General features: G+C 30.0%; 12 protein-coding genes. 1 reads left to right on the top strand and 11 read right to left on the bottom strand.

Annotated elements, in window-relative coordinates:
• Positions 1-26: 26 nt before the first annotated feature.
• Positions 27-797, bottom strand: coding sequence for a DUF4652 domain-containing protein (locus tag HBE96_RS05690; RefSeq protein ID WP_169296791.1), 771 nt, complete (start codon positions 795-797; stop codon positions 27-29).
• A 186-nt stretch (positions 798-983) separates the two neighbouring features.
• Complete coding sequence (gene ptsP / locus HBE96_RS05685; protein ID WP_169296790.1) at positions 984-2,600, bottom strand: phosphoenolpyruvate--protein phosphotransferase; 1,617 nt, start codon at positions 2,598-2,600, stop codon at positions 984-986.
• A 411-nt stretch (positions 2,601-3,011) separates the two neighbouring features.
• Between ptsP and HBE96_RS05680 the strand changes: the two genes are divergently transcribed.
• Positions 3,012-5,015: a sigma 54-interacting transcriptional regulator gene (locus HBE96_RS05680; protein ID WP_169296789.1), complete on the top strand. Its 2,004-nt coding sequence runs from the start codon at positions 3,012-3,014 to the stop codon at positions 5,013-5,015.
• A gap of 170 nt (positions 5,016-5,185) precedes the next feature.
• On the opposite strand, the gene HBE96_RS05675 is transcribed toward HBE96_RS05680, so the two are convergent.
• The 9 genes from HBE96_RS05675 to HBE96_RS05635 all read right to left on the bottom strand — a co-directional run.
• Positions 5,186-5,902 carry a tetratricopeptide repeat protein gene (locus HBE96_RS05675; RefSeq protein WP_169296788.1) on the bottom strand — a complete coding sequence of 239 codons (717 nt, stop codon included), beginning with the start codon at positions 5,900-5,902 and terminating at the stop codon, positions 5,186-5,188.
• A 73-nt stretch (positions 5,903-5,975) separates the two neighbouring features.
• Positions 5,976-6,572, bottom strand: coding sequence for a citrate lyase holo-[acyl-carrier protein] synthase (gene citX, locus HBE96_RS05670; RefSeq protein ID WP_169296787.1), 597 nt, complete (start codon positions 6,570-6,572; stop codon positions 5,976-5,978).
• 3 nt (positions 6,573-6,575) lie between these two features.
• The gene (citC, locus tag HBE96_RS05665) at positions 6,576-7,622 is read right to left on the bottom strand and encodes a [citrate (pro-3S)-lyase] ligase (protein WP_169296786.1); all 1,047 of its coding nucleotides are present in this window, start codon (positions 7,620-7,622) and stop codon (positions 6,576-6,578) included.
• Positions 7,623-7,633: 11 nt separating this feature from the next.
• Positions 7,634-9,175: a citrate lyase subunit alpha gene (citF, locus tag HBE96_RS05660; protein WP_169296785.1), complete on the bottom strand. Its 1,542-nt coding sequence runs from the start codon at positions 9,173-9,175 to the stop codon at positions 7,634-7,636.
• A gap of 43 nt (positions 9,176-9,218) precedes the next feature.
• Positions 9,219-10,091, bottom strand: a complete 873-nt coding sequence (locus HBE96_RS05655; protein ID WP_169296784.1) for an HpcH/HpaI aldolase/citrate lyase family protein — start codon at positions 10,089-10,091, stop codon at positions 9,219-9,221.
• Between the two features lie 22 nt (positions 10,092-10,113).
• Positions 10,114-10,377, bottom strand: coding sequence for a citrate lyase acyl carrier protein (gene citD, locus HBE96_RS05650; protein ID WP_169296783.1), 264 nt, complete (start codon positions 10,375-10,377; stop codon positions 10,114-10,116).
• 41 nt (positions 10,378-10,418) lie between these two features.
• Positions 10,419-10,979 carry a Fe-S-containing hydro-lyase gene (locus HBE96_RS05645; protein ID WP_169296782.1) on the bottom strand — a complete coding sequence of 187 codons (561 nt, stop codon included), beginning with the start codon at positions 10,977-10,979 and terminating at the stop codon, positions 10,419-10,421.
• A 25-nt stretch (positions 10,980-11,004) separates the two neighbouring features.
• Positions 11,005-11,847, bottom strand: a complete 843-nt coding sequence (locus HBE96_RS05640; protein WP_169296781.1) for a fumarate hydratase — start codon at positions 11,845-11,847, stop codon at positions 11,005-11,007.
• 92 nt (positions 11,848-11,939) lie between these two features.
• The coding region (locus tag HBE96_RS05635) for a methylaspartate ammonia-lyase (protein ID WP_169296780.1) at positions 11,940-13,135 on the bottom strand (1,196 nt) is incomplete at its 5' end.

Below are 13,135 nucleotides of genomic sequence, written 5' to 3'. Positions count from 1 at the left end.
TTAAGTTCCCCTTAAATCTATCATATTTACTTAATTGTATATATAACTTTACCTTCAGAATTTTTTACTTCCATTGATTTATTTAAACTTGAATCAAAAGAGTAAATAGTCCAATTTTCTACATGAGACTTATTATAGTTATCGTCTTCATATACAGTAACTTTTAAATTTACATTATTATCTACTTTTTTTGATGACATTATTTGTTGTTTCTTATCTGATGTTTCAATAATTGATAATGTGTTTCCTGTATTTATATTTAACATATATAAATTGCCACCCTTAGAAACAGTTCCTTGAGATGATCCTACTACTACAAGTAAATTTTCATCATCTACCCATTCTATATTTCTAGGCGAAAGCTTATTATTATTTATAATTTCAAAGCTAAAATTATTTCCATTATTATTTTTTACCAATATTTTTCCAGTGCCTTCTTCTGATGCTTCTTCTCCCTTTCCTTCAATACACGCCTTATATGTCTCCTTACTTGAAGTTTCCCAAGGAGTACTAAACTGTGTATTTACACTTTTACCTAATTGCTCCTTTGAAAATTTTATAGCACTTGTATTTTTAGTATTTGTGTTTTTAGCTTGAGTTTTTTCTTCCTGTACTTTTTCTTTAGTTTGCTCCGAAGAAGTATTTTTTTCAACATCATTTTTCTGAACAGATGCTGTTTCATTATTTGCTGAAGTATTTTTTTCTTTATTTCCTGAACACCCAACTAAAGTTAATGATAACAGTATTGATATTGAGAAAATAGCTTTAACTACTTTCCTTGACTTTAAATTTTTCATATTAATTTCCTCCTTTTATTGCACAAATATTAGAACGAACTTTTTATTCAACATTTTAATATATATTTTATATTATATACTAAAACATAGATTAAAGATAATACTTTCATTAATAATAAAACCTGATCAGAACTTTTGTTCAAATCAGGTTTTATCTTATATATTAAGTTGAATAAGCTAGCTAAATTAGTTCTCCATTATTAATTGTTTTGCTTTTAATATTGAAGATGCGCTCATAGAAAATTCATCCAAACCATATTCCACTAATGTAGAAATAGCTTTTTCATCTCCAGCCATTTCTCCACACATACCACACCATTTTCCTTCTTTGTGAGCAGCTTCTATAGTCATTTTTATAAGTTTCAAAACCGCTGGATGCATTGGATTATAAGGGTATGATATTTTTTCATTCATTCTATCTGCAGCTAAAGTATATTGTATTAAATCGTTAGTTCCTATACTAAAGAAATCAACATACTTTGCAAGTTCATCTGCACATACTGCTGCTGCAGGTATTTCTACCATTATTCCTGTTTCTAATTCTCCATTAAATGCTTTTCCTTCCTTCTTCAATTCTTCCATACATTCACTTAGAATTTCTTTTGCTTGTAAGAATTCTCCTAAGGAAGATATCATCGGAAACATTATTTTTAGATTACCAAAAGCTGAAGCTCTAAGTAATGCTCTTAATTGTATTTTAAATATATCCTTTTTATCAAGACAAAGTCTTATAGCTCTGTATCCTAAGAAAGGATTCATTTCTTCTGGTAGTGGTAAATATGGCAGCTTTTTATCTCCACCTATATCTAATGTTCTTATTACCACTGGTCTCCCTTCCATCTTTTCTACTGCATACTTGTATGATTCAAACTGTTCTTCTTCAGTTGGCATATCATCTCTATCCATATATAAGAATTCTGTTCTGAAAAGACCTATTGCATCTCCGCCATTTTCTATAACTTGATGAACATCTTGTGGTTTTCCTATATTCCCTGCTACTTCTACTCTCTTTCCAGCTTTGGTAACAGTTTTTACATTTATAAGCTTTTTAAGTTCTTCTTTTTCTTTTTCGTAACCCTCTTTTTTAACTTCATATTCTTTTATAGTATTTTCATCTGGATTTATTATAACTATACCCTCATTACCATCTACAATTACTGTATCGCCGTTTTTTACTGAAGTTGTTATATCATTTAAGCCTACAACAGCTGGAATTTCTAAAGTTCTTGCCATTATAGCACTATGCGATGTTCTTCCTCCTATGTTAGTTAAAAAAGCTATAACTTTACTTTTATCCAGTTGAGCAGTATCTGAAGGTGTCAAATCATGAGCAATCACTATTGTATTAGCTGCCATTTCTTCTGAATCTGCTGATACTTTTCCAGCAAGATTAGCAAGAATTCTCTTACTAACATCTTTAACATCAGCACCTCTTTCTCTCATATACTCATCTTCCATAGCTGCAAATATACCTGCATACATGGTTGCAACATCGTTAAGAGCCTTTTCAGCGTTAACCATATTGTTTTCTATTTCCATACCAACTGCACCAGCAAATTCTGGATCATCTAAAAGCATCATATGGCTTTCAAATACTGCCGCTTTGTCAGCACCCATTTCTTTCTCTGCTTTTTCTTTTATTTTAGTTAATTGTTCTCTTGACAAATCTAACGCCTTTTTAAATCTTTCTTTTTCGGATTTTATATCTTCTATTTTTCTTTCCTCAATTTTAACTTCACTGTCTTCCTTTATTAAAGCTTTGCCTATAGCATATCCTTTTGAAGCTGCTATTCCTTTTTTCATATTTTACTTATCCTCCTCAAAAATAATTACAATAATTATCAAACCTATATTTAAAATTTAATTTCTAATTTTACAATAATTGTTTAACTCTAAAATATTTAAAGCAATTTCCATGCCAAATTCAAAAAACTCTTAAACTATTTGACACTGATTTTTTTGCAGACCTTAATTTATCAATAAAAATTACAATTCTGAAACAAAATTATAAAATTCATATAAGAATTTTATAATATTTTGTTTAAGAAAGCTTGCTAAAAATTATCAACTTAAACTATCATATTCTTATTAAGTAATTAAAAAATTACTTTTAACATGTAGACTTACATGGGGTTTTGAGTTAATATTATACTTGATAAATTTTATCAGCATTTACACACATATATGATATTTTTTATCAAACGGAGGTGAATTATGTACAAAAGTAGTATAACAATACAAATACATAATGGAATACATACACGAATTGCCGCTATGATAGTTCATAAAGCTACAGAACTCAAAAATAAATATGGAATAAATCTATACATAAGAAATTTATCTGCAAAAGAACCTTTAGCTATAAGCATGTTAGCTTTATTATCTTTAAAAATAAAAGAAGGCGAAATAGTTGAAATTTCTTGCAAAGAAAATTCTATAGAAGGTCAAAATTCAGTACTGGAGTTATGTAACTTTATAACTATATATATTGTAGATAATAATAATTCAGTTTTATCAAAAATAGATGACATAATTGAAGAGAATACTATAGCTTATGATCAAATAGTAAAAAACATACCTGTAGGAATATTAGTTATTGATGTAAATGGATATATTACAGCTATGAACGACTATGCTCTTAAAATAGTTGATAAAAATCAAAAAGATGTAATAGGACGTTTCGTAAAAGATATCATTCCAACTTCTGATTTACCTCACATAGTAACTTCAAAAGAACGTAAAGTTGGAGAAACACAATATATAAATAACCACCTTGTTTTAACAAATAGATCTCCTATATATTCTAATAATAAAATTATTGGAGCTTTAGGCGTATTTCAAGATATATCTGAACTAATAGGTATCAAGGAATTAAATGAAAAATTTAAAAAAATATTAGAAGCATCTCATGACTTAATTTGCTTTGTAGATGATAGAAGAATTGTAAGTTATGTAAATCCATCTTACGAAAAACACTTTGGTATTAAAAATAAGGATATTGTAGGAAAAGATTTAATTAATATATCTCCAAATGGACTCCGAATTAAAGTATTTAATACAAAATCACCAATTGAAAATAAAATTTATCGTAAAGATAACATAAGTATAGTATCCACAATAGAGCCTATTTTCATAGACGGAATATTTAAAGGTGTTATTTCTATATCAAAAACTGTAGATGAAATTAAAGACTTAGTTAAAAAACTTGAAAAATCTGAAGAGGAGTTAAATTATTATAAAGATGAATTAAATAGGCATAACTTTAGCAGTTCCTTTAATTCTATAATAGGCTGCAGTAGTTCCCTTAAAGATTGTTTATTTATTGCACAAAAAGCTTCCAATTCACCTTCTACTGTATTAATTCGTGGTGAAAGTGGAACTGGTAAAGAACTCATTGCTAAAGCTATTCACAATAATAGTAATAGGAAAAATAAGCCTTTTGTTAGAGTAAACTGTGCCGCTATTCCTGAAAATTTACTTGAAAGTGAATTATTTGGATATGAAAAAGGGGCTTTTACTGGAGCTGCTAAAAGTAAACCTGGAAAATTTAATATAGCAGACGGTGGCACCTTGTTTCTAGATGAAATTGGCGACATGCCTGTATCTATGCAGGTTAAACTATTAAGGGTTCTTCAAGAAAGAGAATTTGAAAGTGTAGGTGGTCTTACTACTCAAACTGTAGACATAAGAATAATTGCTGCTACTAATAGAAATCTAGACGAAATGATAAAGGAAGGCACTTTTAGAGAAGATCTTTATTACAGATTAAACATTATAAATATTATATTGCCACCTTTAAGAAATAGAAAAGAAGATATAAATCTTTTAGTAGAACACTTTATTCATAAAATAAATATTAAATTAAACAAAAATATTATAGGTATAGATAAAAAATCTCTTATGCATTTACAAGAATATCATTGGCCCGGCAACATAAGAGAATTGGAAAACATTATTGAAAGAGCCATAAACATGTGTGAGGGTGAACATATAACAGAGAAGGATCTGCCTTTTTATATTAAAAACAGTAAATTAGAAGACGGTTCTTTAATAAATTTAAGAAATGGTGAGCTTCAACCTTTAGAAGCATATGAAAAAGAACTAATAACTATAGCTATGAAAACCTATAAAAGCTATAACAAGGCTGGTAAAGCTCTAGGAATTACTCATAGAACCGTATCTTTAAAGTGTAAGAAGTATGGAATAAATATACCTTAATCATATAAAAAAATATTGCTCGTTTTGTTTTTTTACATGGAATTAAGCACTTTCCCTTAAATTTCTACAATTCATTTACAAAATTACAGTTTTAATTACAGCGCAATATTTTTTAACTTATCCACATTTTTAAAATAAAATAATCCCCATAAGTTAATAATTACTGGGGATTACTTTATTATATCCTGAAACTCTTTAGAATCCTTCACTGGATTAAAATCTTCTTCTTTTGCTGCAATGTTCTTTACATCTGGTGACATATTTACGGCTATTTTTAAATATTTCACTGTATTTTGTACATCTCCACGCCTGCCATATATACTAGCTTTGCCATAATAACTCCATATGTAATTTTCAACCTCTAAATTTTTATCATACCAGGTTAATGCAGCATCATAATTACCTTGTAACTCATAAGCCAACGCTTTGTTAAATCTAGCATATCCAAAATCAGGTTTTAATTGAAGAGCTTTGTCTATATTCTTCATTCCTTCATCAAAATTACTTTTGTAACATAGTGCTATTCCCTTAATGTTATAAGCTTTATAAAAATTTGAATCTTCTTTTATAATTTCATCAGCTAATGCTATTGCATTGTCATATTTCTTTTCTCCAAAAGCCTTATAACTTTCATTATATTTTTCATCTTCAACTTTTTGAGCTTGTGACTTTTTGGAAATATTACCATCTTCTTTTTCTTTTATTACTGAGTTATTATTAGAATTCTCTTTATGTATATTTTCGATTATACTATTACTTCTCCGATTATTTAATGCTTCTCTATATGATATACCAATTACTACACACACTAATATACAAAATATTATTACTTTAAATTTCATAGGAACTTTTCTATACAATCCATCATCATTACTTCTAAAAAACATAAAGTACCTCCACATTTCTGTTATATAAATTATTATAACCACTTATTAAAAATATTTCATTCATTTTTTATAATTACAGTACTCTATGCCATCTACAATAATCTTCATATTTGTTTTTAATAAACTCTTTTATTTCTTGTTCATTATGCTTTCTTGACCTTACGCAGTTTTGAGCAACATCACTACATATATAACATCTTCTTGGCTTAAATCCCAATGTTCCTCTACTTAAACTATTATTGTTTTTATCGTAAACATCAATATCCACATATCTTCCTAAAAAATGATGGTTTTCTATACTAACCGTTATTTTCTTTGTTTCCTCTGCATCTTTATTAACAATAAGTGTTAAAGATGGTCCTTCCGCTGTTATAGTAAAATTTTTATATGATACATATTGGTTAAGCTTTTCCATCAAAAATTTATTCATAAATTTCATTATTCCAAGTGTTATAGTATTGTTTTTAGTAACTCCAGGATAATTAACTCTCATAAAAACTAATGTTTTTTTATAAAAATTAATTAACTTTTCCTGTTCACACACTCTTTCTTCTCTGCATATTAATATATCTTCTGGAGTATATTCTTTTATTCCTTTTATATGATCTTTTTTTTGTTTATCTTTAACATAATCTTCATAAGTATAATTTGTTAACCAATATCTATTCATAAACTAATGTGGAGAGTTACTTTTTCGTATTTTCTCTCTTATCTCCTTTCCTTTATTAGAATTTAAAAACTTCCATGTTATTTCAGGTACTATTTTTTTTATCTGATCCATTTGGTCGTTCTTTATAAGTTCTCTAACTTTAGATGCACTTATATAATTTCCTTCATAGCTCTTTCTCTCTATTTCTATAAGTTCTACGCCATAGTCAGGCATAACTTCTTTTAATGTATTATTATATGTATTAGTAACATTACAGTAAGGCTCTTCACCTACAAATCTCTTTATTATATTTAATCTTTTACAAAAATATTCCCCAAATATGTTACAATCAATATTTTCATAGGATTTTAGTCTTTCATCTTCTTTTCTAATGAAGTAAGATGGGAAAGTAGCTGATGATATAATATATTCACTGCCTGGAACAACATTTACATTTTTTAAATCTGATAAGCCTTCTTTTACTATTGAATATCTTTCATTGAAAGGAAATAATGATTTGTCTTCTTCCACCACAAACACTATAACTTCTCTGCACTTTTTTGAAGCTTCCTCTACTAAATACCTATGTCCATTAGTAAATGGATTGCAATTCATTACAAGTGCACCTTTTTCAGTTGTTACATCTATTTTATTCTTAGCTATCATTTTATCCAAAGCTTTATTTATATTATAAATTCCATACTCTAATAAAGCAGCACTTTTTTCTTTATATATAAGATTAAAATTTAAGGAAGTGAATATTTTCACTTTATCTGGTTTAGTAAATAAAAAACTGTGGTAAATTCCTTCTTCAAAAAGCTTATCTATTAAATTAGATATAAGAGAAGAAGTTATATTTTCTCCTCTTATATCTTCTGATATGGCAAAGCATTTAAATATATTCTTAGCTTTAGAACAAGTAGCTTTAATTACATTATTTCCATCTCTAAAAACCACTGTATAATCCACATCTTTATCCAGTATTAATCCAAAGCTTTCTAAGAACTCATATACTTCATTTTTTTCTTCTTCATTATTTAAACTTATTTTCTCAAGCTTTAAATCATACATTTTTTATCTCCTTAGCTTAATGGTTTTCTAACTACATCTATTATAGTACCATCTCTGTATTCTACTACTGCTACAACTTTATCTGTAAATTCTATAGGTTCTGGCTTTCCTGTCATACTTTCAGCTAAATTTTTTAATTCTTCTATAGTCATAACAGGTAAGTTTTTAGCTTTTAATTTTTCTATTAAATCTTTTCTTATTGGATTTACGGCTATACCTCTTTCTGTAACTACTACATCTATACTTTCTCCTGGAGTTGTAACTGTAGTAACCTTATCCTTTATAATAGGAAGTCTTCCTTTTATAAGATTTGTAACCACAATAGCAAGCTTTGCTCCTGCAGCAGTATCGCTGTGTCCACCTGAGCCTCCCATTATTACCCCATCAGATCCTGTTGTTACATTTACATTAAAATCTGTATCTATTTCTGTAGCTCCAAGTATCATAACATCTAGGTTATTTACTACAGCGCCTTTATTATGAGGGTTACCATACATAGACCCGCTCATACCTTGATGTTTAGGATTATTTCTATATGATTCTACAGCTTTTAAATCAAAGCATTGTACATCAAATATATGTGTGAATAATCCTTCTTCAAACATATCTACAATATAACCTGTTACTCCACCTGCTGCAAAACTTCCTGTTACTTTTTTCTCTCTCATTATTTCTTTTAAATTTTCTGCTACTGCAAGGGATGTTCCACCAGCTCCTGTTTGAAATGACATTCCGTCTTTTACAAGACCTGAAGCTTCCATAACCTTCGATGCCATTTTAGCTATTTTAAGTCCCACAGGATCTTTTGTTATCTTTGTAGTACCTGATACAATACCTGCTGGATTTCCTATGGACTCAACTTTAACTACATAATCTACATATGTTTGATTGATTTCAATAGGGCATGCAGGATAAGGAACTAAATTATCAGTAATTGCTACTACTTTATCTGCATATTCAGCATCACTTACAGCATATCCTAAAGCACCACAAGCAGCATTTCCATAAACTCCATTTATGTTTCCATAAGTGTCCGCAGTTGGTGCTCCTATAAATGCTACATCTATATGTAAGTCTCCACTTTCTATAGCTCTTGGTCTTCCACCATGGGTCATCATTACTGCCGGTTTCTTTAAATATCCTTTAGATATAGCTTCTGCTACAGGTCCTGACATATAATTTGCAACTATACCTGTTACGATACCTTTTTTCATATATTCTACTAATGGTTCATGTATTGGAAATATTGAACTTGCAGCTATAGTAATATCTTTTATTCCTCTTTTAGAAATAGCATACATTACATTATTAAGTATAAAATCTCCATTTCTTAAATGATGGTGAAAAGATATAGTCATTCCATCTTTTATTTCCACTTTATCTAAAGCTTCTTCTATACTGTTTAATACCTTATCTTCCCCTGGCTTTACGGAACTTACCTTTACACCTACTTTTTCTTTAACACCACAATTTGAAAAAGCTCCTTTAAAAGGCTTTACTTCTCCATATCCCTCTATATTATCAGGAATTTCTCTTCCTAGTATATTTTTCATAGTAATACCTCACTTTTTCCAGATTTAGTTTCACATATATTAATTAAATAAGACCTAATAATTTGGCCAACTCCACAGTAGTTACAGCTCTGTTTATTACAGGTGCATCTACCATTTTTCCATCTAGTGAAAATACTCCTAGTCCCTTTGCTTTAGCCTCATCTCTTGCTTCAAGAACTCTTACTGCATGTTTTATTTCAGCTTCTGTTGGTGCAAATACTGAATGTATAGTATCTATCTGTCTTGGATTTATGGATGCTTTTCCTGTGAAACCTAAGCTCTTAGCTTTAAATGTATCTTTTTCTAAACCTTCATAATCGTTGGTATCTGTAAAAGGTGTATCTATAGCATCAACTCTAGCCGCTCTACAAGCTGTAGATACCCTGTTTCTAGCATAAAATATTTCTTCTCCTACTTTTGTTCTCTTAATTCCAAAGTCTGAAGTTAAATCTTCTGCGCCTAAAAGTACTCCTACTACTCTTTTAGATGATTTAATTATACTGTATACATTTTCTAATCCATAAGCTGTTTCTACAATTGGAATTAGCTTTATGCAACTATTTTCAAATCCTTCTTCGCCTTCAATTTTGGAAAGCACTTTATCTATGGTTTCAAGCTGTTCTTCTGTAGCTTTAGGAATCATTAATGCATCTGGTTTAACCCTAGATATAACATCTACATCCTTTGGTCCGAATTCAGTATCTAATGGATTTACTCTGACAACTAATTCTACTTTTGAATAATCTATAGCTTTTATAGCTTCACTAACAAGTATTCTTGCACTGTCCTTTTCTGTAAGGCTTACTGCATCCTCTAAATCAAGTATTACTGAATCAGCTCCAAGTATGGGTGCATTTTGAAGCATTCCTGGATTATTTCCAGGCATAAAAAGCATTGTTCTTCTTAGTCTTTTCATATATCTCACCTCAATTTTAAATTTACATTGCTCTTTCTATAGCTGTTTGAACTCTTGATTTTATTGTATAATCTAATGCCCCTTTATCTTGAGCCTTTATAGTTACACTTTCTATCCCTAATTCTTTTACTTTTTCTAGTATAGTTTTTTCTATTTGTTTTCCAAATTGCTTCATTACTATACTTTCAAGTTCTAGTTCTACTTTACCGTTTTCATTTGGTGCAACCATAATCATTATGTCATTTGATTCTAATGTACCTGCTTTGGCTACATTTTTTATTTCCATTAGCTTTCTCCCCTCACTTTGTAATTTATAGCTTATTCAAATTAATCATTTACAGACTTTAAATATTCCTTTTGTCCCATTTCGTATAAATTATTTCCTTCTGAATCTATTACCACAACTAAAGGTAAATCTTCTACTTCTAATCTTCTTACAGCTTCAGATCCTAAATCTTCATAAGCTATAACTTCTGCCTTCTTTATAGCTTTTCCCATAAGTGCAGCCGCTCCACCTATAGCTGCAAAATAAACAGCTTTATTCTTCTTCATAGAAGCTATTACATCTTTTGATCTTAAGCCTTTTCCTATCATTCCTTTTAAACCTATATCTAATAATCTTGGTGCATAAGGGTCCATTCTATAACTTGTAGTAGGTCCTGCTGAACCTATTACTTTTCCTGGCTTTGCTGGACTTGGTCCTACATAATATATAATTGAATCTTTTACATTCATAGGTAATTCTTCACCCTTATCTAAAAGATCAACAAGTCTTTTATGAGCTGCATCTCTTGCAGTATATATAACTCCGGATACTAAAACACTGTCTCCAGCCTTTAAATCTTTAACTTTTTCCTCTGTTAAAGGAGTTGTAATTCTTTTTTCCATGTCTATACCTCCTATTTATAAATTATTATAGTTCTATCTCTGCATGTCTTGTAACATGGCAGTTTATGTTAACTGCAACTGGAAGTCCTGCTATATGAGTTGGATAGGTTTCTATATTAACTGCAAGTGCAGTAGTCTTTCCTCCGAATCCTTGTGGTCCAATTCCTAAAGCATTTACCTTCTCTAAAAGTTCCTTTTCTAAGTCTTCATAAAATGGATTTGAATTTCTCTGTGCTAAAGGTCTAATTAATGCTTTTTTAGCTAAATTTGCCGCCCTATCAAAGGTTCCACCTATTCCTACACCTACTACTATTGGAGGGCATGGATTAGGTCCTGCTTCCTTTACTACTTTAAGTATAAATTCTTTAACTCCGTCTAACCCATCTGCAGGTTTTAACATTTTAATTTGACTCATGTTCTCTGAACCAAATCCCTTAGGTGCCACAGTAATTTTTAGCTTATCACCTGGAACCACATTGTAATATATAACAGCTGGAGTATTGTCTTTTGTGTTAACTCTATCTAAAGGATCTTTTACTACAGATTTTCTTAAATAACCTTCTGTGTATCCTTGACTTACTCCTTCATTTATAGCGTCTTCTAAGCTTCCTCCTACTATATGAACCTCCTGGCCTAATTCTACAAATACACACGCCATACCAGTATCCTGACACATAGGCATCTTCTCATTTTTAGCTATATCTACATTTGTAAGTATTTTTTCTAAAATTCCCTTTGCCATAGGCCATGTTTCTTCCTCTTCAGCCTTTTTAATCTTATTTTTAACATCATCTGAAAGAAAGTAATTAGCATCTATGCATAGTTTTTTTATAGAACTTGTTATTTCTGATACATTTATATCTCTCATATTCATCTTTCTCCTTTTGGTAAATATTTTGGTGCTTTTTCGTAGATGAAAAGGCAGTTTAATTAAACCGCCTTTCACCAATTAAAGTACAATTATTTTCTTCTATTTATTAGCGCAATAATTCTATTCATTTCATTATTAACTATCATATATCCTTCATCTACGCCCATTCCAGGTTTAGCAAGTACTTGTTTTGCACCGCAAGCCATACCTATATTGGTAGTTACTTCAGCAGATCTATTTGTTTCGTTACATGTTCCTCCACAGTATGCTCCCATACCATGTTCTTTACAGTAGATTATTGCATCTGCTATATTATTTACTCCACCTAAATCAGGTGTTTTTATCTGTACCATATGTCCTGCTTTATTGTCTGTAAAGAATTTTACATCTTCAACTGTATTACACCATTCATCTGCAACTAATTCTACTTTTATTCCTCTTCCGTCTAATTCTGCTCTTAAATCTCTCATTGCTTCCATTTGTTTTTGTCTTTCTTCTACGTCCATTGGTCCTTCTATTCTTAAATGGAATGGTTTTGCTGCTTCTTCTAATGTTTTTATATAATCAGCCATTGCTTTTGTATCATAATTAAATGCGGCACCTATTGTTCCATATACATCTATATGGAATATTGGACTGTAATCTTCTTTTGTTCTTAATTTTATTACCCTATCTCTTAACCATTCAACATACTTTAGTAATTTTTCACCCTTTAATCCTAGTTTTTCTTCTACGTTATTTATAAGTGCATGTGGCATTACATCTGCACCTTTTATTATCATTTTATCTGAGTTGTCGTATCTGTCATCTCCAGATTGAGTAAATATTGGCACTCTTTTTATTTCATAACCTGAATTATATTCATTTCTTATTACTTCTGCCATAGTTAACTTTTGAGATTTTGCTACTGCATCAAGTATTGCTTGAGTTACTCCGTATCTTATAGCTGTATGCAGTCTTTTTCCGTTAACCTGCATTTTATCAAATTCTTCTGCTAATGCTTTGAACTCTTTTAATTCTCTTCCTATAAGTTTAGGTGCTATTTCCTTTTCTATAACTGGAATAAAATCTTTAGCTAAAAATAGAGGATCTCTTCCGCCTGCTCCTGAATATTGTACTGCTGCACAATCTCCATATGCTACCTGGCCATCTTCTAATATAATCATAACAGATATAGCTTCTCCGGCCTGTCTTACGTTTTTAAAACCTTCTGTTACTGGTTCTCCTACATAAGTGAATCCATCATGTCCTGCTCCCTTTTTTATAGCTCTCTGATCATCGAAAT

Origin of the sequence: Clostridium muellerianum, from assembly GCF_012926525.1 — a bacterium.
Lineage (GTDB): Bacteria > Bacillota > Clostridia > Clostridiales > Clostridiaceae > Clostridium_AM > Clostridium_AM muellerianum.
The sequence above is the reverse complement of the archived record's forward strand: the minus strand, read 5'-3'. Positions and strand labels throughout refer to the sequence as shown.